This window comes from Aquimarina rhabdastrellae, assembly GCA_947387485.1.
Lineage (GTDB): Bacteria > Bacteroidota > Bacteroidia > Flavobacteriales > Flavobacteriaceae > Aquimarina.
In genome coordinates this window covers 128,530-152,014 of sequence record CANDNT010000006.1, presented here as the reverse complement: position 1 = coordinate 152,014, position 23,485 = coordinate 128,530, and the positions used below count along the sequence as shown (strand labels likewise).

Sequence of the window (23,485 nt, the reverse complement as noted above, 5' to 3'; positions counted from 1 at the left end):
TTTCTTTTTATAAGTTCTTATTATTTAGCTTCACAAATATATAATTTCCGCAATAATGGTCAAGTTATACAACTGTTAATTTCCAAAGTTATATCGCAGTGTAAAACCTGCTCTAATTGTTGTCTGTGGAAACGCTGTAGAAATTGAATATTGCGAGAATGTATGGTCATAAAAGAATAAGGCCGTAAGATTCTTATTTAGTGCATAATCTGTCGTAAATTTAAAACCAAATATATCTTGTCCTGCTGTTACTTCAGAGTTATCAACATCTAAGTATCTAATTACTGTTTCGTTTTGTCTTAAAGAGAAATCTGCTCTAAAATTAAGATCACTTTTAAGTATTTGTTTTTTGCCTCCTATACGCATTGGGATTCGTAAATCTTTTACTCTATATCCTAATCCCAATATATATTCATTTCCTGCAATTTCTGTCAATAAGTTATTATCAAAACTTAAGGATAATGCTCTATCTTTTTTCCATTCTGCCAAAATCTTAACCGAATTCTTCATTTCAAAATCGATCTTCATCAATGGACTAAACTGTTCGATTAAGTTTACATTAGAAAACAATAATCTATTTTTAAAATTATCTCCTTGATCTAATGCATCGACATCATTTTCATCAAAATCAAGATTTGTTTGATATTGGTTTATCGTATACGTTGATCTATATCCATGTGCAAGAGAAAAACGTTTAAATCGTTTTTTAAACCATTTTAATTTCATCAATCCTGTGTACTTTACATCCCAATTAGGGATCGGTACATCTCTAAATGCTCCTGTACTTACTTTATTTGCATCTGTTCCTGTATATGCAGATAAAAATGCTGGTAACAATACTGCTTGATTTGTTCTTCCATATCCATCTGGATAACCATCTCCATCACTATCTGTCGTAACTCCTCTTTCTGCCGCCAGACGTCTAGCTATAATTAAACGATTTTCTCTAAACTTATCAAAAGTTGCCGAGTTTGTTGCATCACTTTTAGAGAAAGCAGTTTTTATCAATACTGTTGATATTTTAAAATTCCCTAATGTATTTGTGATTAACGAATTGTATTCTCCATCAATTACATTAAAGTTTTCGTTGGTAGTTTCTGAAGTATTTCTGGTTGCACTCAAATCAATCTTTAAATCTTTCAACAACCCTATTGAGGCTTGAATATTTAATTGATCTCCTGTTACTTGTGAGAATTGCTGGTTAAACTCAGGATAAATTGTTAACCATCCATTTCTCGCTGCTAAGTGTCTTACATCTGCTTGACTACCAAAAGTAAATCCTGCCGTAGGTTTAAGCGTTCCTGCAAATCCTGGATCACGTAAATATCCTGGTAAGAACGTCCCATTATTTTCTTGATAATTAACATTTACTTTTTTAACAGCTGTAACTAAGCCTACCATAGTATTATATGCCTTGGTAACAAAATTCAGTTTTTTATTTCTACCTGAAGTTCTTGTTCTTTGTGTTCTTGTTTTTGAAGCAACCTTTCCCTTTTTCTCTTCTCCTTTTGCATCTTTCTTCTTCTTTTTCTTCTTGAAATTTGTTCGCTTCTTAGTTAATCCTACGTATTTGTATAACGCATTCATATCCATAGATCCGTTCAGACTATGCGTATTAGAATTTTGAACTGTATTTCCTAAATCAAAAGACACTCCATTTTCGTCGGTAATATTACTTAATGTTTCACTACCTTTTTGCCATTGAAAGTTAGATGTATAAGAATAGGTACTTCTTAAGAACTTAAGTACTGGAATCTTATTAAACGGAATCTCATAATTTAATTGTAGTTTTTGATCTAATAAGTTAGCATCTCCTACATCAAAGAAACCTGTCCATACTCCTACACTATTATCTACAACATTATTTTCGTCTATAAAATTCTTTACGACTCTATTACTTGTAGTTGTATATGTAAAGTTTAATGATTTAGTCAAATTATAAGTTAAACCATATTGCCAATCAAATAAGAAATTGCGTTGATATAAAGGATCTAATCCAATACTTCCTGGCTCTAATGTGATATCTCTAAATACCTGCTCGTTATACTGTCTATTTATATTAGAACTTACATTTACACTAGTTGGTAATAGATTAACATTAAAATCTTTTATAGCATCAAAATATTTACTCTTATCAAAGAATTTAACTTTTTTGAAAGGTTCGATCGGAGCTGGCTGGAAACTAAAGTCATATGTACCTCCAACTCTTACTGTTTGATCTACCGAATTTTCAATTTCGAAATCATGGTGATCTGTTTGATTATATGTTGTTGAAAAAGAAAAATTTTCTACATCATATGGCTGTGGCTTACTATCACCTGTACGTTCTTTACGTAATCCAATCAAATTAAAACTCTGTCTTCTTGTATAATCTACAGATTGTTTACGCACTTGTTCTTTACGTTCTGGATCTGTTTCTTGATCTAATCGATCTTGCAATTCGATATCCAAAAATTCTGGATCGTATTGTGGTGTGATCAATTTTTCTCCACGACTATAATTAAATGGTATCTGAATTCCCCATTTTTTTGGTAATAGTTGTCCTAAATTAAGGTTTGTTGTAAGATCGTATTCTTGTAAATCTTCTTGACTACGCTCACTAGGCCCCTGTTCTATTCCTCCAAAACCTATTGTGGTAATACGTCCAGAGGCACTTACTGTTGCAAAATCAGCTAGATTTGCATCTAAAGCTCCGGTAGCTGCCCATCCACCTCCATTTTTAAGATCACTCATACGTAATTCATTAAACCAAACCGTCCCTGATCTTTGTCCTGTAGCGGTATTCTTAACCCCTAACATCATCACTCGAATATTCCCATAATTAGGATTACCTTTTATTCCTATACGACGAGCCTGAGTATTGACTGATACATTATCTCCGTTTTCGTCAAAAAATTCTAATTCAAGTGGATTTAAACTATCATCCCCTAGAACTTTAGATTTAATCTTTTGAAGCAGTTCTAATTTAAGATTTACTCTATTTGCTTCTGGCCATACATCGTCTGGATTAGTAGATTGAGTACTTTGCACTTGTAAGGGTATCTCTATTTGATAGAAGTTATCTGTAAAATCATTACCCATACGAATAAATGCTACCAACTCATCATCATTTACTGGGTCATTTAAATACGGTTCTGCATGAATAAACATTTCAAGATTTTCATATTGACGCATATCCACATTAAAGTTTTTATATACCGCTCTTGCATCTCCTCCATCAATATTATCTACTGTTAATGATAATGATTTTTCGTCATCTTGAATTGTTGTATTATTATTAATTAGTTCTTCTCTTCTTACTCCAGGAGGTGACACATAACCTACAGTTTCTTCTGTACTTACTGCTGACACTAAAAATTCTCCAGCATTAGGATTTACATTGATACCTTCTGTACGGTCTCCTGTTTGAATATATCTTCTATAATCTCCCCTAACTAGATCTAATGTACCAAAACGTAATAAGGTAGGTTGACTAAAATCAGTCATGAACATACGAATAAAACGTATAGACCTAAAGTCTGTAGGGTCAATTCCTCCTTGTCCTCCTGTAGGTTCATAAATAGGTACTTTAAATCGTACCCATCTTGTATTTAATTGTTGTCCGTTTGCTAACTCAGTTGTGATGTCTCTAACATCACTAATATATGGGTTATTATCTGGTGACATTTGAGGTCTTAACTCGATTTCATACTCATGGTAACTATTAATAGTATTCATGGTATTATCCCTGTTCACATCTTCTACAGTAGGTAATGTAGTGTTACCTCTATCTGTATTTCCTACAGATGTTGGTGAATTTCCTTGTGTCCCATTATAATTTCTATAACGCTCTAGAATCCCTCCATCTCCTTGTAGGTAAAAAGTATAGTTATCTCCAGCGGGATCATCTAATGTACTAAATTCTGGAAACCGTCTTCTTTCATCATCATCATTTAATCCATCATATCCAGTATCCTGATTTACTCTTGCTTCTCCTTCGGTATCAAAAGCATAAATTAAGGATTGATTTGAAGGTACTCTAGCACCGTAAGTATTATTCGCGTCTAAGGCTGGTAAAGGCTGACCTCCCATTTCTGGTAATCCATTTTCGTATTGTTTACGACCATCTTTTAAGACATCTTCACTAATATTACCTAAGTTAAAAACTAATTTTCCTCCTGTGTTTGTAGGATCATAAATAAATGGATCCATTACCCAAAACTCTATAAACTCAACATTTGATTGCTCAAAGTTAGTTGAAGTTAGTTGTCTTGTAATTCCTCCAAATTTCTCTCTAGGAGTAGTCAAAACTCCATCTTCTGCATCCTCACTATAGTTATATTCTCCTCTAGCTGTAGGATCATAATTTAAATCTAATGTAAAAATCGCTCTAGTCTGTCCTTGTGCTAAAGTAGTTTCTGGAAAGATCTCATCATTGAATACTCTACGTGTCGCAAAGCTTGACAAATCTTCATCTGAAACTCCTGAAGGTCTTTGCCTACTATAAAAAACCGGGTCAATTGAATACCATGATAATTTTGCCCTCTGATATCCACTTGCTACACCTTGTTGATTTGCTCCAAATCCTACAGGAACACTCGATAATTCCCACGACAATGGAGAACTAATATCGATAGCTGTTTGAGCTCCTTCAAAATCATCAATATAACTTGTTACTTTACCATCAAAGTCAGCTCCTTTTGGTGCTCCTACAAATAGCTTAGCAACCTCTGCTCTTACCGATACTCTAGACGGTACATCTGTATCAATATTAGGTAATTTATTTACTAATCGTGTTAAGAAAGGTACTTCTGTAGAATACGTTCCATTAAACCCTAAAATTGTATTATTAATAGGTTCGTATCCAAAATTTGATTTTTGCGTTATGGGCCTTTCACTTAAGTTTACAAAAGTTCCTCCTATAATAAAGTCATCATTAAATTTATGCTCTACATTAAGTCCTGAGTAACGCTTGGTTTGTTGTCCAAATACTGCATTATTCTCTGTCGATACTTGTATTGGTGTATTTGATGCTAATAATGCTTCATCCAAAATATTAACTCGACCTAACTGATAATTTACTGTGTAATCTACTCCTTCTTGTAGCGTACGACCTCCTGCTGTTACAGTTACTGATCCTTGCGGAACATTAAATGCTCCAATAGGAATTCCGTCTTGTCCAGATGATTTATATCTACCCTTTAACTGAAAGTAATTCTTTGATGCTCCTTCTTGACCTGCTGCCACTTTTGTAGTGGTATACATTTCTCTAAATACATATTGCGTCTGATTTGCATTATATGTAGTAGGCATTTCATATGTCGCATTATTGGTATCTAACTTATTAAATAAGTGTTCTCCAAAAGGCTCTATTGTTGTAAAAATAATACGTCCGTTTTCTGTATCAACTGTCAATCCTGGTACATAATCAAAGAATCCATCTCCCCCTACAACTGGGTCATTATTAGTATTCAATTTATCCATATTGAATACTTTTAATAATGTTGTTTGCTCTACATCATCTGGCAAAGGATCACCTCCTTCTACTCCAGAGATAAAGTTTACTGGTGAAGGACTTGTATATAAGATATTAAATATAAATCCATCACGCTCTAATCGATACGCTCCAAGATTATATATATTCTTCATCATTAAATCCCATCTTGGTTCTGTTACACTGGTAATAGAACTCTTTAACATTTTTACCACCAAGTTTTGACTTGAACCTACTGGCGGATTATTAGGATCTGTTCCTCCTCCTGTATTCGTTCCATCATCTCCTACCGTTGCATCAACACCTCCATTAGCAAATTCCCCTACTTGAAATACCTGTCCACCTTTAGTATATTGAAACGCTACTGCTAATACCTCATCATTACTCAACCTCTGATTTAACGAGATATATCCTAGCTGTTTATTTAAGGTATATTCATTCTCTCTAAGTTGACGTGCATTTTCTATCACAGAATAATCTGTTCCTTCATTTATTTGCCCTGTTATAGAAGTTCCTGTAACAAAACCATTAGCTACTGTTGATATTTGTCTTATACTTTCTCTTAAAACATTTGCTCCTTGTCCTAATTCTAATGGATTTAAATGGTTATTATCATTACTTGGTAATCCCTGGTTACCATTAGAGGTAAAAAAGCCTGGAGTTACAGAAAGTCCTATGTTTCCTGCTACATTAGCTTCTCCTAAGTCTTGTAATGCTACAATATTACGTGCATTACTAATAGATTGCGCATTATTTGATCTATTGGTTACCCAAACTTCTAGCCTTGTAATCTGAATATCACTATTGATGAATGGATAATTTTGTAATGTTCTATCGTAATTATCCCTAAAATAATGTGCTAAGAAAAAGTGTCTATCTTCGTCATAATCCAAAGCGAATAATTCAAAGTCTTCTATTGTTCCTCCTCCTTGGATATTTACTGATCGTGTTTCGGATCTTTGCTCTGAGAAAACCCCTGTAATTGTTGTTTTTCCAAATTGTAAGCCCATTTTTACTCCAAATAAACTTTGCGCTCCTTGTATCAAAGAACTGTTTAACGGCATACTTACATTACCTACTTCTATACTTCTTATAATATCATCTTCTGTAGGTGTGTATTCTAATTTTACTTGATTTTGAAAATCAAAAGTAGATTCTGTATCGTAGTTTGCAGTTACCTGAAGACGTTTTCCTACTTTACCTAATAAACTTAAACTGATACGTTGATCAAAATCAAATGTAAAGTTGCTTCTGTTTTGTGGTGAGAATGCTGGATTGTCTTGTTTAGTAAATAACATTCCTAAATCCATCTCTACAGATCCTTGAGGCGTAACTTCAATTTCGTTACCTCCAAAAATAGATTCAAAAAACTGAGAGTTTACATAAAGTATTGGTAAGATATTCTTTCGTTTTTCTTCACTTCCATCCTTTTTACCACTAAATGCTTCAATCTTTTCTTTAAAGTAATTTTTTCTTTCCTCTAATTCTACCATACGCTCAAATTCTTTTGGCGTAAGAAATAGTGGATATGAGATATCAAATTTACCTAGAGTTTCTCTATAAATATAACGATTGGTAATAGGGTCATATTCATATTTGGTCACAATACTATTAGGGTCAGGTAATTTAATCTCTCCTAATGAATGTGTTGTACTGGTTGAATCTCTAACCGTTTTGGTTTCTTGTGCTATCGCATTAAAGCTGAAACACAAAATTAAAACGCATACTAGTTTTTTGATAAAATTATAACGTAGATAATTTGACGTACTCAATGCTTCTATAATTTTTTTAAGGCTAATTTTATAATATTCTCAACGGTTTCTGCAGGTGTCTCTCTTAGTATTTTGTCTACTACTTTTTCTGCTAACTTCCTGTTAAATCCTAAGGTCTCTAAAGCTGATAACGCTTCATCCTTATTCGTATTGCTTTGGACAACAGAAACTTCATCAATATCATAAATTTTAAGAATTTTATCCTTAAGATCTAGTATGACTCGTTGTGCTGTTTTTGCACCAATACCTTTTACAGACTGTATAGTTGCTACGTCATTTGATGCTATGGCTTCTTTGATTTGGGTAGGTTGTAATGAGGATAGCATCGTTCTCGCTGTACTAGCACCAACTCCTGAAACAGAAATTAAAAGCCTAAATATATCTCTTTCTGACTTTTCTACAAAACCAAAAAGTGTATGAGAGTCTTCTTTGACTTGTAGGTGTGTATATAATTGTATTGCTTCTTGATCTGGAATTAACGAATATGTGTGCAATGATATGTGCACGAAATATCCTATCCCATTGCAGTCTATCACTACTTCGGTAGGATTTTTTTCTACGAGTTTTCCTTTTATAAATGTAATCATCTAGTCGCTTGATCTTAAGCATCCAAATGTAAGAAAATTATTATTGAAAACTGTTTATTTTTATACTATCCTAATTATCTAGCTAGTGTATTTTCAGTTTTTTGGGATTTTATCTATAAACTGTATAATCCCTTTATCAAAAATTATCTTAATGTTATAAAAAAATCAATTGTCCTGTAAAAAAGCGCGTCACCTCAACTGTTTCTGGACGATTAACCACTATCAAATCTCCTGTACTACGCAATTCTCCTCTTAATATTTCTTGAGGATTTACTATTATTTTATTCGATCCTCTATGTGTTACAGTAACTTCTTTTGCTATTAGCTCCCCACTTTCAAATCGTCCTGGCCCTGAGGCCAATGTTACTTTTAACTTTTCAGTTTCTCCTGTTAAGAAAAAGGAAGTTATATTATTTCCTACAACTTGTAACTGTTCATTATCAATTGCTAAATGAAAGGTTCCATTAGTTGATCCTGTACTTTCTCCAAAATCTTCAGATAACAGCCTTAGTGATGGATATGTTAAAACTCCATTTGATCTAATATCAAATTGTGTTGCACTTCTTATTTCGTTAATATTTGGCGCTGTAACATATATCTTTGTTTGGTTAAAACTTCTTACAAAATTACATTCGTTTGTATCTGTTAAAATCAACCTTTCATCTACAACTTCTGCTGTAACCTCATCAATTAAATTTTCACCTGTTTCTATTGTTACTTCAAAATTTTCTCCTTCTTTAAGTATCATTTCTACATTAGGATTCACCAAGATTTTTTCGAAAGCTGTTACTTCAACTTCTTTGGTTATCAAATCTCCTGTTCGTTGAAAACAATCAGGACTATCTACAGAATCACATCCTGCAAGAATTCCTATACATATATATGTAAATATTTTTATTAGTTTCACCTCTTTATTTTTTTAAAATCTATACCCTAAAGTAAACTCTGCATTTTCTGCTTTGGCTGCATGTGCTTTAACAGATATGCCTCCAAATATGTTTTTATTAAAATAGTATTGTAATCCTAATCGGTCATACAATCTGCCTTCAAAATCATATGGATAATATACATACATTCCAACCTGAACAATAATTGCAACTTTATTGATACGCAATTCATGCCCAACATAAACTCCTACTCTTTTTGCATCTTCGTCTCCTGTTGTCCCATCATTAAATCCTCCTACAGCTCGATAATCAATATATCGCTCAAGCGCTCTCGACAAGAACAATTCTGTTCCTAATTGCAATGCACTTTTTTTGTTTAGCCTCTTATCTACAAAAGCTCCTACTGTTAAAAAGGGATATTGTCCAGATCCTATCAATCCATTTTGATTAACACCACTTCTTAAATATAATCCAAAACCAAAAGGTTCTTTTGCTTTAACTAGGCCTTCTTCTTTTGTGATATATTCTGGATCATTTTTATTAGGATTTAATTGATAATTCACTCCAACGTTAACTGCCATAGTATTGGTACTTGTATTAGGAGATTTACTATTTCCATTAGAATAATGAACCAAACTTATTCCAGCCTGTAATCCTAGTCCTCCTATAATATTTTCTTTTTTGTAATTAAGCATTAAGAAAGTACCACTTAACAAATGTGAACCATAGGCTACGTTTCTAAAGTTGTCATCTTCGTCATAAGGATTTGTATTATATGAAATCCCAGTTCCTATTCTAAACATTAAATTTCTTTTCAAGAAATAAAAACTATAATGCCCATAAAGTCCGTAATGTTCTCCCAAAATCCCGTTATCCATCTCTTGATATAGAAATGAAACTCCATATTCTGGATAGTTATACAAACGTTCCCATTCTTTTTTACCAAAAGTCTTTTTATTAACAGAAATAATAACTCCTGATGGATGTCCTGTAATTAAATGTGAGATATCTGGATTGTGTTTCAACACTGTTCCATAAAAGTTGTTTACGTCAAAAGAATATCGTTTATCCGACTCTTCTTGAGCATATAATATAACATTTATTAATACTAACAGTACTACACTAATTCGTTTTTTCATAGCCGCAAAAGTACAGTATTTTTCAGGTTATTAAACTTCAATAACTAAAGTTTACTTTCATTTTTTTTATTCGTTGTTTTTGAACGTGAATTTTATTTATAAATTCTATTCACACCTATAGATATATAGTATCTTTTTGTATAATTGTACCTATTATTTTCTTGCCCTATAATGAAAACATTATCTATTGCTATCCCCGTATATAACGAAGAATTTACTATTCACCATATTTTAGATAAGATAGATGCTGTGATACTACAGCGTGATCTTAAAAAAGAAATCATTATCGTTAATGATTGTTCTACAGATAATACCGAAGAAAAAATCCGCTCTTATCAAAAGGAAAAGAATTTAAGTTTTGATCTAAAGTATTTTAAACATCCTGTTAATAAAGGAAAGGGCGCTGCATTACATACAGCCATTCAAAATGCTACTGGAGATTATATCATCATTCAAGATGCTGACTTAGAATATGATCCACATGAATATAATGATTTATTAAATCCTATTCTTAACGGTCATGCAGATGTCGTTTACGGTTCGAGATTCATGGGAAAGAATCCCCACCGAATTCTTTTTTTCTGGCATACTATAGGTAATAAGTTTTTAACCTTTTTATCAAATATGTTTTCTAATCTAAACTTAACAGATATGGAAACATGCTATAAATTATTTGATGCTTCTATATTAAAATCTATTCATCTTAAAGAAAAACGTTTTGGTTTTGAACCAGAAGTAACTGCAAAAATTGCAAAAATCCCTAAAATAAGAATTTATGAAGTAGGTATTTCTTATTATGGAAGAACTTATGAAGAAGGAAAAAAGATAAATTGGAAAGATGGAGTACATGCTATCTATTGCATTTTTAAATACAATTTCTTTAAATAAGTTTTCATAAATACTTCTAATCCTAATACTGCGACTACTGTATACAAAGGTAATATAGGAACCATAAATCTCGATGCTCCTAGAGGTCCTGTTATTCCTATTATATAACATATTATAAACAACACAAACCCTACTGGTAACGTTATTTTCTTAATATTTTTAATCAAGAAAAAACAAAAGCCAAATAATTTTATACCATTAATTAACAATAACAATGGTATCATTATAACAATTATTATTGGTTGTGTTTTTATATATTTAATTAATTCTTGTATACTTCCTTTATTTAAAATACTCAAAAAACCTACCGCATTTGATTTCTCTTTTGTAAAGAAGTTATACATATCAAATCTACCGGGATCCAAAAACATACGCACACTACCTTTTAAATGAAAATATACATATGAAATAAAATCTTGTTTTAAATATGATATTACTAATGTTTTTGTTTTTGCTTCTCTTTCTTTATAATCTTTTATCTCTTTAATTGTTGTTGTAATCTCATCATTCACTTGTAGAGCATACTCTTCTCCATATTTATTAATATGAAAGTATTTTAGATTATAATCTTTAAGATTGATATTTTGAATACTAGAAATCTCATAACTTCCTGTTCTTTGATAATTCCAATATGAAAAACCTGTTAAAGCCATTACAGGTATCAAAGCTCCAATCCAAAGCATCTTTATTTTCTTTATCAAGAAAAAGCTCCCTATTAAGTTAGGTATCACAAAAAGATAAAAAACTGGTTTTGTATAGAATAATAAAACTATTACTAGTTGAAATATCACTATTTCTTTCCAACTTTTTATTTTTAATAGTTTTATAAACTGGTAACATAATACTATAATCAAAAATTGAAAAAGTATTTCACTCATCAATAAATTAGCATAAATAAACTGACTAATCCCTAATGTAATAAAGAACAAGAATATTTTATTATTCAATGTATATCCTAATTCTCTCACTATTTTAATCACCAATAAAATACTAACTATTGATACTATATTTTGTACTAATAATATCCCTACCTTCCATTTTAAGAATAAAGATGTTAGTATAATAAACAATGAATATAATGGTGGTCGTTTTGTATAATATCGGTTATCTATTGCTTGTGTTAAATCATTACAATAAAATTCAAAATCACTAATTATATTTTTTGCTTCTATAAAATACTCATAAGAATCATCTAAAAAATAGTTGCCATTATATAGTGTTATTAAAAAGAATACACTGTGAATAATGATTAAAAAAAATATTTCTTTTTTCTTGAATACATCTTTCATAATTATTGTTCTTTTATCAAAGAAACCATTCAAGTATACATAAAATAAGATCAGTATTCAAAAGAATATTTCTTAAATAACTTAAAACACCTGCGCTGCTATTTTTTTGATATTATCAGATTTTCCCATAGAATAATAATGTAATACAGGAACTCCTTTCTTCATTAATTCTTTGGATTGTTGTATTGCAAATTCAATTCCTACTTCTCTTACCTGTGCGTTATTTTTACAAGCCTCAACTGCTTTTACTAATTCGTCTGGCATATCTAGTTTAAACACCTGAGGTAATAATTGTAAATGTCTTTTTACTGCTACAGGTTTTATTCCTGGTATGATGGGTACATTGATACCTACTGCTCTTGCTCGATCTACAAAATCGAAATATTTTTGATTATCAAAAAACATTTGTGTCACTATATAGTCTGCTCCTGCATCTACTTTCTCTTTTAGTCGTCTTAAGTCAGCATCAAACGAAGGTGCTTCTATATGCTTTTCTGGATAAGCAGCGACCCCTACACAAAAATCAGAATTATTATCGGTTTCTATTACTTCATGTAGAAATTTTCCTTTGTTCATTGCTACAATTTGTTCAACCAATTGATTAGCGTATTGATGTCCTCCTTTACTAGGCGTAAAATATTGTTCTTCTTTCATCGCATCTCCTCGTAGCGCCATTACATTATCTATTCCTAAATAATGACAGTCGACCAATAAGTACTCTGTTTCTTCTTTGGTAAATCCTCCGCATAAAACATGAGGTATTGTATCTACATTATATTTATGTTTTATCGAAGCACAAATACCTACTGTACCTGGCCTCATACGAGTTAATTTTTTATCAAGTAATCCTTCTCTATCAATATAAATAAATTCTTCTCTCGATGTAGTAACATCAATAAATGGTGGATTAAATTCCATTAAAGGATCAATATTATCATATAGTTCTTGTATACTCTTTCCTTTTCTAGGCGGAATTAACTCAAATGAGAAGAGTGTTTTTCCTTTGGCTTTTTGTATATGTTCTGTTACTTTCATGCTATATTACCCTTCTATTATATTAGGATTTAACCATTTTTGGGCACTATCTAACGTTATGCCTTTACGTATTGCGAAATCTTCTACTTGATCTTCTTTTATTTTTCCTAATCCAAAATATTTAGCCTCTGGATTTCCAAAATAATATCCCGATACAGATGCTGCTGGCCACATAGCTAAACTATCTGTTAACGTCACGCCTATTTCTTCTTCTACATTAAGTAATTTCCAAATAGTTTTTTTCTCTAAATGATCTGGGCAAGCAGGATATCCTGGCGCTGGTCGAATTCCTTTATAGGATTCTTTTATCAATTCTTCATTTGTCAATTTTTCTTCTTTTGCATATCCCCATTCTTCTTTTCTTATTTTTTGATGTAAATACTCTGCAAAAGCTTCAGCCAAACGATCTGCCAATGCTTTGACCATAATAGCATTATAATCATCATTTTCTGCCTCAAAAGCGAGTGCTTTTTCTTGTACCCCAAAACCTGTAGTCACACAAAAAGCCCCTATATAATCTGCTTTCGACGAAGTTTCTGGTGCTATAAAATCAGCCAAAGCTATATTGGGTTTTCCTTTATATTTCTTCAATTGTTGTCGCAATGTCCTAAAGGTAACCTCAACATCTGTTCGTGTTTCATCTTTATATACTGCTATATCATCTGTATTTATTGTATTTGCAGGATAAATCCCAAATACAGCTTTTGCTTCAAACCATTTCTCATCTTTAATCTTTTGAAGCAATTCTAATGCATCTTTATATAAAATACATGCTTCTTCGCCCACCACTTCATCTTTTAAGATATCTGGAAATTTACCATGTAAATCCCATGACCTAAAGAATGGAGTCCAGTCTATATAGTCAATAAGCTCTTCTATAGATTGCTGTTTTATCACTTTCTTCCCTAATTCTTTAGGTGTTGTTATTATAGTATTATCCCAATCTAATTGATATTTATTCTTTCTAGATTCGGCTATAGTCAAGTATTCTTTTTTCTTTGTTCTGCTTAAAAAACTTTCTCTAAACTTTTCGTAATCTGATTTTAGGTTTCCAATATAGTTTTGTTTCGTTCTCTTATTCAATAAATCTCCTACAACAGTTACTGCCCTAGAAGCATCATTTACATGAACTACTGCATTTTTATATTGTGGATCTATTTTTACTGCAGTATGTGCTTTTGATGTTGTTGCTCCACCTATCAACAATGGAATATCAAAGTCTTTTCGCTCCATCTCTTTGGCTAGATATACCATTTCGTCTAAAGACGGTGTAATCAATCCACTCAACCCAATTACATCAACTTCTTTTTCGATCGCTGTTTCAATAATTTTTTCTGGAGGTACCATTACTCCTAAATCTATAATCTCATAGTTATTACATCCTAAAACTACTGAGACTATATTTTTTCCGATATCATGCACATCTCCTTTTACTGTAGCCATTAAAACTTTTCCTGCAGATCTTATCGCTTGTTCTCCTACTTCATTTTTTTTATCTTCTTCTATAAACGGTAATAAATAGGCTACCGCTTTTTTCATTACTCGTGCTGATTTTACTACTTGAGGTAAGAACATCTTTCCTGATCCAAACAAATCTCCTACTACATTCATCCCTCTCATTAAGTGTCCTTCTATAACTTCGATAGGTTTTTTAACACTAACTCTAGCTTCTTCTATATCTTCTTCTATAAATTGATCTATCCCCTTAACTAATGCTCTTGTAATACGATCTTGTAAAGGTTCTTTTCTCCATGAGAGATCAACTGCTTTTTCTTTTTTAACACCTTTTACCGTTTCTGCAAAATCTAGTAATCGTTCTGTAGCATCATCTCTACGATTAAGAACAACATCTTCTACATACTCTAGAAGATCCTTAGGGATATCATCATAGACTTCTAACATAGTAGGGTTGACTATCCCCATATTCATTCCCGCTTCTATAGCATGATATAAAAACACAGAATGCATTGCTTCTCTAACCGTATTATTCCCTCTAAACGAAAACGAAATATTACTTACTCCTCCACTTACACTACAATATGGTAAATTGGTGCGTACCCATCTCGTGGCTTCTATAAAGTCTATTGCATTAAGTTTATGTTCATCCATTCCTGTTGCCACAGGAAAAATATTTAAATCAAAAATGATGTCTTCTGGTGCAAACTTTACTTTATCTACCAAAATTTCATATGAGCGTTTTGCTATTTCTATACGTCTATCATATGTATCTGCTTGTCCTACCTCATCAAAAGCCATTACAATAACGGCTGCTCCATATCGCTTAATTAATTTAGCTTGATTTATAAACATTTCTTCTCCTTCTTTTAAGCTTATAGAATTTACAACACATTTACCTTGCACTATCTGTAAACCAGCTTCGATAATCTCCCATTTAGAACTATCGATCATTATAGGCACTCTTGCTATATCTGGTTCTGACACAATTAGATTTAAGAACTTTACCATAGCTTCTTTTCCATCAATCAAACCATCATCCATATTAATATCGATAATTTGAGCTCCTCCTTCTACTTGATGTCTAGCTATGGATAAGGCTTCTTCAAAATTCTCTTCTTTTATTAATCTTAAGAATTTGCGTGATCCAGCTACATTAGTTCGTTCACCTACATTAATAAAATTAAGATCATCGGTTACTACCAAAGGTTCTAATCCAGATAGTTTTAATACTCTTCTTGATGTTGCTTCCATTATTCTTCTGCTATTTCTACTGTTCTAGGAACATACTGCGATGCCAACTGGGCTATTGCTTTTATATGTTCTGGTGTAGTACCACAACATCCTCCTATAATATTGACTATTTTTTTATCTAAATATTCTTTTATTTGTTCAGCCATTTGTTCTGGAGTTTCGTCATACTCTCCAAAAGCATTAGGTAAACCCGCATTAGGGTGTGCTGAAACTCCGATTGAAGCTTTTTGTGATAGAATTTCTAAATGTGGGATTAACTGACTTGCTCCTAATGCGCAATTAAAACCTACAGTTAACATAGGTATATGTGCCACAGAAATCAAAAAAGCTTCGGCTGTTTGTCCAGAAAGTGTCCTCCCACTTGCATCTGTTATCGTACCACTCACCATGATAGGTATAGTAATATTTCTTTCATCCTTTACTTCTTCAATAGCAAATAATGCTGCTTTAGCATTTAGGGTATCAAATACTGTTTCGACCAAAAGAATATCTGCTCCTCCATCTATCAATGCCTCAACTTGTTCTCTATAAGCTATCTTAAGTTCGTCAAACGTAATCGCACGAAATCCAGGGTTATTAACATCGGGAGACATACTTGCTGTCTTATTAGTAGGCCCTATAGAACCAGCAACAAATCTCGGTTTTGATGGATCTTTTTTGGTAAACTCATCAGCGACTTCTTTGGCTATCTTAGCCGATTCATAATTAAGTTCGTACACCAACTCCTCCATTTCATAGTCTGCCATCGCTATTGTTGTACCAGAAAAGGTATTTGTTTCTACTATATCTGCTCCTGCTTCAAAATATAATTTATGTACTTCTCTTATTGCTTCTGGTTGAGTGAGACTCAATAAATCATTGTTTCCTTGTAATGGTACTGACCAGTTTTTAAAGCGTTCGCCTCTAAAGTCCTCTTCGGTAAACTTATGTCGTTGTAACATGGTTCCCATAGCACCATCTAATACTAGGATTCGTTCTTTCAAAACTTCTTTGATATCCTTCATCTATCGTTTTTTCTTTTTTAAATTGAAAAACTACACAACTGATCTTATCCTTACATCATCAAGATGTTAAGAATCTGCTTTTTAGAAGTATCAAGAAATTTATTAGGTAATCGTGAAGATTATCGTTTGTGTTATCTATCCATGTCTATGGTAGAATGTAGCACCTTCTTTAATAGATTAAAGGGTTGCTAAGGCTTCATCGGTTCTAATCCCTCTGCCTTTCTTGATAACAAAAAAAATGTATAAGAACAGCTATTATCTTATTATAAGATAACTGTATTGCATTACAAATAAAACAGTTCTGTTTTTGTTTTGCAAATATTTAATAATTATTTTGAGTTAAGTTATTTATGACTCTGGAGCTAACTCAATCTCCAATCCATCTAATTCTGGTGTAATTGGTATTTGACACCCTAATCTACTATTGTCTTCTACATAAAAAGCTTCGGCTAACATCATATCTTCATCTACTCCCATTTCTGGTAATTGGTGATCTGATAAGATATAACATTGACATGAAGCACACATAGCCATACCTCCACATGTTCCTTCTACAGGCAACTCATATGCTTTACATACCTCCATAAGGTTCATTGCCATATCTGTAGGCGCTTGAATCTCGTGAACCTCACCTTCTCTATCTTTTATTTTTATTGTAATATCCGACATACCTTTATTAAAATTCCTCACAAATATACTAGATTTTGTATCATTTGTGAGGAAGGTTTTGCTTTAATTAACTTTTAATAAGATGTATTAAACAATAGATTTTACTACTGCTTTTTGTGCTTCTTTTCTACTACCATCAAATCCATCTATACCACTAACAGTTGTATATTTCATCACATATTTCTTATCTGGAAAAATACGTTTATAGGCACTTTGACACATTAAAGTTGCTTCGTGGAATCCACATAAAATCAACTTTAATTTTCCTGGATATGTATTTACATCTCCTATAGCATATATCCCAGGAATATTAGTTTGATAATCTAAGGTATTATCTACTTTTATAGCATTTTTTTCTATTTCTAGTCCCCAATTTGCAATAGGTCCTAATTTTGGTGATAAACCAAATAACGGAATAAAATGATCTGTTTCTTTAAGGATTTCTCCTTCTGTTTTATGTTTAATGGTTACTCCAGTAATTTTTCCTTCTCCATGTAGTCCTTTTACCTCAGCTTCTGTAATAAGGTTAACCTTTCCTAATTTCTTAAGTTCGGCTACTTTTTCTACAGAATCTAACGCTCCTCTAAACTCATTTCTACGGTGAACCAAAGTTACTTCGCTTGCAACATCTGCTAGGAATATTGTCCAATCTAAAGCAGAATCTCCTCCTCCAGCAATTACCACTCTTTGATCTCTGTACACTTCTGGATCACGTATAATATAAGCTACTCCATTATCTTCATAATCTGCGATATTAGGAATAGGTGGTTTACGTGGTTCAAAAGATCCTAAACCTCCTGCAATCGCTACTACTGGAGCATGGTGTTTTGTTCCTTTATTTGTAGTTACTATAAAAGTTCCATCTTCCTGCTTTTCTATTGTATCTGCTCTTTCTCCTAAAGTAAATCCAGGCTCAAAAGATTTGATTTGTTCCATTAGGTTATCTACCAAATCTCCAGCTAAAACTTCTGGAAATCCTGGAATATCATAGATAGGTTTCTTTGGATATATTTCTGCACATTGTCCTCCTGGTTGAGGCAATGCATCTATTAAGTGACATTTAAGTTTTAACAATCCCGCTTCAAAAACGGTAAACAATCCTGTTGGTCCTGCGCCAATAATAAGTATATCGGTCTTTATCATGTCTCAACTATTTTTAGCTATTAATCCTTTGGTAACTTCATTTAAGGTTTCTACCTTTTCTTCAAAATCACCTTTTATTGTTTTTCTGAATTCGTTTAAATTTTGCACCAATTTATTGATATCTCCAGGTATTACCTCTTCAAAAAATTGACGTAAACGTTTTGCCATTGTTGGAGATTTACCATTAGTAGAAATAGCTATTTTCACATTTCCTTTGGTTACAATTCCTCCCATATAGTAATCGCATAACTCTGGTGTATCTGCAATATTAGCCAATAAAAAGCGTTTTCTAGCATCTTCATAGATTTTTTGATTAACGTCAAAACTATCTGTTGCTGCTATTACCAAATGCTTCTTTCTTAATTGTCTTTTATGGTATTTCTTTTGGATTAGCGTTACTCCATGTTTTTCTGCTAGTTTTCTTGTCTCTGGCAAAAAATAGGTTGCTACCATTTCTATATTGGCATTAGGACTTGATTTTAATAAAAAAATCAGCTTTTCTAATCCTACGTTTCCCCCACCTACAATGAGCAAATTAAGTTTATGAACTTTTAAGAAAATAGGATATAAATCATTTCTTTCTTCCATTTTTATTCTCATTACTTCATTTATATCATACTTCTTCACTAATCTCTCTGCATAAAGAAACTACTCGAGATCTATTTTTCACTACTTCTCCTATCACAATAATTGCTGGCGAAGACAATTCTTTTTTTGCCACAATCGATGAGATCGTTTTAATAGTCCCAAATCCACATTTCTCTTCACGCGTTGTTCCATTTTGGATAATACCTACGGGAATATCTTCTTTATTCTCTGCTGTAAAGATACTAACTATTTCATTGAGCTTACTCATTCCCATCAAAATAACAACAGTTGCTGTTGATTTTGCCGCTACTCTAATATCATTAGAAAGTTTATGACTTTTTGTTGTTCCTGTTATTACCCAAAAACTCTCTGAAACACCTCTTTTTGTCAACGGAATTCCTTGATATGCTGGTACTGCAATTGAGGAGGAAATTCCTGGAACTATTGCTGTAGAAATCCCAAAGCGTTGTGCATGATCTATTTCTTCTGCTCCTCTTCCAAAAATAAATGGATCTCCTCCTTTTAATCGCACTACATGTCCGTGAGTTTGTGCTCTACTAACAATTAAGTCATTTATTTGTTCTTGCTGATAAGCATAACATCCTTTACGTTTCCCTACATAAATTTGTTCTGCTCCTGCTGCATATGCTAATAATTCTTTGTTTACCAAAGCATCATACAATACTACATCTGCATCTTTTAACGCATTCATAGCTTTGAGTGTTATTAATTCTGGATCTCCTGGCCCTGCACCTACTACTGTAAATCGTCCTCTATTATACATCTAACACCTCCAACTTTCTGTACGCCTGTACTTTTTGTAAAAACTGACTAGAATCTGCTATATATTGTGCTGCAAAATCTTTTGAAGGTTCATTCTTTTGCAATTGATAAATCAACTCTCCAAAAGTTTTTCCTTCTAGATTTACTTTTTCTGATGTCACAAACTCACTATCAAATTGTTCTATAATGCTTGCTTGTGTATTCGTCTTTTTATTTTCTGCTAGGAGTAAAGCTTTAGCCGAATTTACAAAAGCACTATATGCATGATATATTGCATGTGCATAACTTTCTTCCTCAAAAGTTTCTTTTGCTTTTGCTAATTTCTCTTCACTTTCTAAAAACAGTGTTGCAATCAAATCAATTACAACTCCTGCGCATTCTCCTACTCCAACTGCTTTTATGTATTCTTCTTTATTTCCCCAATCGATAAAATCTTCTTGGGTAAGGTTTTCTACATTTGCTAAATCTTTAAGTAAATTATAGAAATATTTTTCTCCTTGTTTATCATAGTATGCTAAGAAATCAGATTCCTCATTATGCGTCTCATAATCATTCAAGATTCTTCTCAATGCTTCTGGCCCTCTTTTACTTGGTATCTTGATTACTTTATCTGCAAAACGACCATCTCCATTACCTAAAACCCCTCCTCCTAACAATACTTGAAGTGCTGGAGCTACTAACTTATCTGGGGTACGTATAGACATTCCTTGAAATCCTATATGAGCCATATTGTGTTGCCCACAAGCATTCATACATCCACTTATTTTTATAGTCACTTCTTTATTATGAATGTATTCTGGATATTCTGCAGCGATTACTCGCTCTAACTCTGTTGAAATCCCTGTACTACTTGCTATCCCCAAGTTACAGGTATCTGTTCCTGGACATGCTGTAATATCTATAGTGGTATTGTATCCTGCTTGAGTAAATCCTAAAGCTTTTAATTCATGATAGAAAAATGGTATATTTTCTTCTTTTATATTCGGAATTAAAATATCTTGTCTTAAAGTAAAACGTAATTCATCTCCTGCATAAGCATTGATAAGGTTAGCCAAAGCTCTAGCTTTATCGGTATAAAAATCTCCTAAAGAAACTCGTACTCCTATAGCTACATATCCTTCTTGCTTTTGCGAAATCACATTTGATCGTTTCCAATTATTAAATTCGGTTTGATCTTCTATTGTTACTTCTGGAGCTACAACATCTGATAAAATTCGCTTTTGCTCATATTGTAACGCTTCTTCGTCAAGAGGATAATTTTGATACGAAAGTGCTTTTTGTTCTTGGTTTACTAATTCTCTAAAAGCATCTAACCCTATATCTTTAATCAAAAACTTCATTCGTGCTTTTAAACGTTTTGACCTTTCTCCATAACGATCAAATACTCTCAACACTCCTTCTATTATAGGAACGATTCTTTCTGTAGCAACAAAATCATAAAACACATCTGCTTTTCTAGGTTGAGATCCTAATCCTCCTCCTAACATAATTTTAAATCCTCTCACTCCATCTTGTAATTTAGGTATAAAACCTAAATCATGTATATAAGACAGGGCTGTATCTTTATCTGAAGAAGAAAATGATATTTTAAACTTTCTTCCCATTTCTTGACATACAGGGTTACGTAAAAAGAATTGGAATACTGCATGTGCATACGGACTTACATCAAAAGGTTCTTCTGAATCAACTCCCGCCATGGCAGAAGCTGTAACATTACGCACTGTATTTCCGCAAGCTTCTCTAAGTGTCACATCATTTTTTTCTAGTTCTGCCCATAATTCTGGGGTACGATCTAGACTTACATAGTGAATCTGTATATCTTGTCTTGTTGTTATATGTAATCTACCTGTAGAATATTCATCTGAAACATCTGCTATTCTATTCAATTGAGTAGCGGATACTTTTCCATAAGGCAACTTGATGCGTATCATTTGTACTCCATGTTGTCTTTGTCCATAAACTCCGCGTGCCAATCTTAGGCTTCGGAATTTTTCTTCATCCATTTTTCCTTCTTTGAATAGCTCAATTTTTTTTGCTAATTCTATGATATCTTTCTCGACAATCGGATTTTCAATTTCTGTTCTAAAACTTTGCATCTCGTTGTGTTTATATGGTAATATTAGGAAGTCACAACAGGGCATACCTATGACTTTTGTATACTAATTTTGACCTCTATTTTTTGTTGATTATTTTATTCTATAAAGCCTACTCCTGAAGTATTATTTGTCTGAGCATCAATCAATATAAATGATCCTAATGCTTTATTATTTTCATATGCATCAAAAGCTAACGGTTTACTTAACTGTATTTGTACTTTTCCTATTTCGTTAAGTGTTAACGTATTTTTTGAAGTATCTTCTCCAGAAAAATCTGTTGCTATCGTACCGTGGATTTGCTTCACTTTTGCCAAAATTCTATTGCTTCCATTTTGTACAAAATAGTTTGTTCCTGGCACAAGATTTCTATTATCCATCCAGCATACTTTTGCTGTTAGTTGTTTTTCTAATCGTGGCTTTTCTTCTGATTTTACAATCATATCTCCTCGACTAATATTAATATTATCTTCGAGTGTGATTGTACAAGAACTACCTCTTCCTGCTTTATCAAATTTTTGATCAAAGAAGTATATTTCTTTTATTTTTGAAGTTGTTAGCGATGGTAATACTGTAATCTCGTCTCCTACTGCTAAATCTCCTCCGTAAAGCTTTCCTGCATACCCTCTAAAATCATGAAACTCGGCTTGTTTTGGTCTCACTACTGTTTGTACTGGAAATCTTGCTTGAGCCTCTTCATAAAGATCTTGCCCTTTTAATTCTTCCAGATGTTCCAACAGTGTTTTACCTGAATACCATGGCGTTTTCTCTGATTTCTCTACTACATTATCACCACTTAAAGCGCTTACTGGAATAAATGTTATATTTTGTTCTTTATAGCTACTCTTTTCTATTAATGCTTGGAAATCGGCCTTTATACTTTCAAATTTTTCTTTAGAAAAATCAACCAAATCCATCTTATTTACCGCGACAATTACATCTTTAACTCTTAATAGGTTATTGATAAAAAAGTGGCGATTTGTTTGTTCTACAACACCATTACGTGCATCAACTAATATAATTGATGCTTGTGAGGTAGAAGCTCCTGTAACCATGTTTCGTGTATACTCTATATGACCAGGAGTATCTGCAATGATATAACTCTTCTTTTGTGTAGAAAAGTAAATATGAGCTACATCTATCGTGATTCCTTGTTCTCTTTCTGCTACTAGTCCATCTGTAGCGAGAGAGAAGTCTAAATAATCAAATCCTTTTTGTTTGCTACTTTTTTCTATAGCTTCCAATTTATCTGTAGTCAATGATTGTGTGTCGTATAATATACGTCCAATCAATGTACTTTTTCCGTCATCTACACTCCCTGCTGTTGCTATTTTTAATACTTCCATGATATTGCTTCATTTGGTAGCTTTTAATTACCACAGCTTGCCTAAAAAGGCAAACTGTGGATCCTTATAACTAACTACCC

15 protein-coding genes and 1 riboswitch are annotated in these 23,485 nt (G+C 32.6%); of the genes, 1 reads left to right on the top strand and 14 read right to left on the bottom strand.

Annotation, left to right across the window (positions count from 1 at the left end):
• Window positions 1–75: 75 nt before the first annotated feature.
• From sov to ACYEKI_RS11500, 4 genes are all read right to left on the bottom strand, one after another.
• The gene (gene sov, locus ACYEKI_RS11515; RefSeq protein ID WP_459211338.1) at window positions 76–7,245 is read right to left on the bottom strand and encodes a T9SS outer membrane translocon Sov/SprA; all 7,170 of its coding nucleotides are present in this window, start codon (window positions 7,243–7,245) and stop codon (window positions 76–78) included.
• Window positions 7,246–7,250: 5 nt separating this feature from the next.
• On the bottom strand, window positions 7,251–7,832 hold the full coding sequence (gene ruvA / locus ACYEKI_RS11510) for a Holliday junction branch migration protein RuvA (protein ID WP_459211337.1): 582 nt from the start codon (window positions 7,830–7,832) through the stop codon (window positions 7,251–7,253).
• A gap of 154 nt (window positions 7,833–7,986) precedes the next feature.
• Window positions 7,987–8,739, bottom strand: coding sequence for a head GIN domain-containing protein (locus ACYEKI_RS11505; RefSeq protein WP_459211336.1), 753 nt, complete (start codon window positions 8,737–8,739; stop codon window positions 7,987–7,989).
• Between the two features lie 12 nt (window positions 8,740–8,751).
• Entirely contained in the window at window positions 8,752–9,858 is a 1,107-nt protein-coding gene (locus ACYEKI_RS11500) for an acyloxyacyl hydrolase (protein WP_459211335.1), read from the bottom strand.
• Window positions 9,859–10,029: 171 nt separating this feature from the next.
• On the opposite strand from ACYEKI_RS11500, the gene ACYEKI_RS11495 reads away from it, so the two are divergent.
• Window positions 10,030–10,746, top strand: coding sequence for a glycosyltransferase family 2 protein (locus ACYEKI_RS11495; protein WP_459211334.1), 717 nt, complete (start codon window positions 10,030–10,032; stop codon window positions 10,744–10,746).
• Here the strand turns inward: ACYEKI_RS11495 and ACYEKI_RS11490 are convergent.
• From ACYEKI_RS11490 to ACYEKI_RS11445, 10 genes are all read right to left on the bottom strand, one after another.
• Window positions 10,713–12,035 (bottom strand): ArnT family glycosyltransferase, encoded by a 1,323-nt coding sequence (locus tag ACYEKI_RS11490; RefSeq protein WP_459211333.1) that lies wholly within the window; start codon window positions 12,033–12,035, stop codon window positions 10,713–10,715. The genes ACYEKI_RS11495 and ACYEKI_RS11490 overlap by 34 nt on opposite strands.
• 81 nt (window positions 12,036–12,116) lie before the next feature.
• Window positions 12,117–13,070 carry a methylenetetrahydrofolate reductase [NAD(P)H] gene (gene metF / locus ACYEKI_RS11485; protein ID WP_459211332.1) on the bottom strand — a complete coding sequence of 318 codons (954 nt, stop codon included), beginning with the start codon at window positions 13,068–13,070 and terminating at the stop codon, window positions 12,117–12,119.
• 6 nt (window positions 13,071–13,076) lie between these two features.
• On the bottom strand, window positions 13,077–15,779 hold the full coding sequence (metH, locus tag ACYEKI_RS11480; RefSeq protein WP_459211331.1) for a methionine synthase: 2,703 nt from the start codon (window positions 15,777–15,779) through the stop codon (window positions 13,077–13,079).
• Window positions 15,779–16,783: a homocysteine S-methyltransferase family protein gene (locus ACYEKI_RS11475; RefSeq protein ID WP_459211330.1), complete on the bottom strand. Its 1,005-nt coding sequence runs from the start codon at window positions 16,781–16,783 to the stop codon at window positions 15,779–15,781. The genes metH and ACYEKI_RS11475 overlap by 1 nt, the downstream gene beginning before the upstream one ends.
• Window positions 16,784–16,911: 128 nt before the next feature.
• Window positions 16,912–17,016, bottom strand: a riboswitch (SAM riboswitch).
• A 115-nt stretch (window positions 17,017–17,131) separates the two neighbouring features.
• Window positions 17,132–17,452 (bottom strand): 2Fe-2S iron-sulfur cluster-binding protein, encoded by a 321-nt coding sequence (locus ACYEKI_RS11470; RefSeq protein ID WP_459211329.1) that lies wholly within the window; start codon window positions 17,450–17,452, stop codon window positions 17,132–17,134.
• Window positions 17,453–17,539: 87 nt separating this feature from the next.
• On the bottom strand, window positions 17,540–18,595 hold the full coding sequence (locus ACYEKI_RS11465) for an NAD(P)/FAD-dependent oxidoreductase (RefSeq protein WP_459211328.1): 1,056 nt from the start codon (window positions 18,593–18,595) through the stop codon (window positions 17,540–17,542).
• Between the two features lie 3 nt (window positions 18,596–18,598).
• A complete protein-coding gene (locus ACYEKI_RS11460; RefSeq protein WP_459211327.1) occupies window positions 18,599–19,195 on the bottom strand; it encodes a precorrin-2 dehydrogenase/sirohydrochlorin ferrochelatase family protein in 597 nt (198 codons plus the stop codon).
• 13 nt (window positions 19,196–19,208) lie between these two features.
• Window positions 19,209–19,967: a uroporphyrinogen-III C-methyltransferase gene (cobA, locus tag ACYEKI_RS11455; RefSeq protein ID WP_459211326.1), complete on the bottom strand. Its 759-nt coding sequence runs from the start codon at window positions 19,965–19,967 to the stop codon at window positions 19,209–19,211.
• Window positions 19,960–22,062 (bottom strand): HEPN domain-containing protein, encoded by a 2,103-nt coding sequence (locus ACYEKI_RS11450; RefSeq protein ID WP_459211325.1) that lies wholly within the window; start codon window positions 22,060–22,062, stop codon window positions 19,960–19,962. Before ACYEKI_RS11450 ends, cobA begins: the two co-directional genes overlap by 8 nt.
• Before the next feature lie 95 nt (window positions 22,063–22,157).
• Window positions 22,158–23,405 carry a sulfate adenylyltransferase subunit 1 gene (locus ACYEKI_RS11445; protein ID WP_459211324.1) on the bottom strand — a complete coding sequence of 416 codons (1,248 nt, stop codon included), beginning with the start codon at window positions 23,403–23,405 and terminating at the stop codon, window positions 22,158–22,160.
• Between the last annotated feature and the right edge of the window lie 80 nt (window positions 23,406–23,485).

What these genes read in the sequence shown, in the direction of transcription:
- ruvA (WP_459211337.1), bottom strand. Translation starts at nt 7,832, where the DNA reads ATGATTACATTTATAAAAGGAAAACTCGTAGAAAAAAATCCTACCGAA.
- ACYEKI_RS11500 (WP_459211335.1), bottom strand. Translation starts at nt 9,858, where the DNA reads ATGAAAAAACGAATTAGTGTAGTACTGTTAGTATTAATAAATGTTATA.
- ACYEKI_RS11495 (WP_459211334.1), top strand. Translation starts at nt 10,030, where the DNA reads ATGAAAACATTATCTATTGCTATCCCCGTATATAACGAAGAATTTACT.
- ACYEKI_RS11490 (WP_459211333.1), bottom strand. Translation starts at nt 12,035, where the DNA reads ATGAAAGATGTATTCAAGAAAAAAGAAATATTTTTTTTAATCATTATT.
- metF (WP_459211332.1), bottom strand. Translation starts at nt 13,070, where the DNA reads ATGAAAGTAACAGAACATATACAAAAAGCCAAAGGAAAAACACTCTTC.
- metH (WP_459211331.1), bottom strand. Translation starts at nt 15,779, where the DNA reads ATGGAAGCAACATCAAGAAGAGTATTAAAACTATCTGGATTAGAACCT.
- ACYEKI_RS11475 (WP_459211330.1), bottom strand. Translation starts at nt 16,783, where the DNA reads ATGAAGGATATCAAAGAAGTTTTGAAAGAACGAATCCTAGTATTAGAT.
- ACYEKI_RS11470 (WP_459211329.1), bottom strand. Translation starts at nt 17,452, where the DNA reads ATGTCGGATATTACAATAAAAATAAAAGATAGAGAAGGTGAGGTTCAC.
- ACYEKI_RS11465 (WP_459211328.1), bottom strand. Translation starts at nt 18,595, where the DNA reads ATGATAAAGACCGATATACTTATTATTGGCGCAGGACCAACAGGATTG.
- ACYEKI_RS11460 (WP_459211327.1), bottom strand. Translation starts at nt 19,195, where the DNA reads ATGAGAATAAAAATGGAAGAAAGAAATGATTTATATCCTATTTTCTTA.
- cobA (WP_459211326.1), bottom strand. Translation starts at nt 19,967, where the DNA reads ATGTATAATAGAGGACGATTTACAGTAGTAGGTGCAGGGCCAGGAGAT.
- ACYEKI_RS11450 (WP_459211325.1), bottom strand. Translation starts at nt 22,062, where the DNA reads ATGCAAAGTTTTAGAACAGAAATTGAAAATCCGATTGTCGAGAAAGAT.
- ACYEKI_RS11445 (WP_459211324.1), bottom strand. Translation starts at nt 23,405, where the DNA reads ATGGAAGTATTAAAAATAGCAACAGCAGGGAGTGTAGATGACGGAAAA.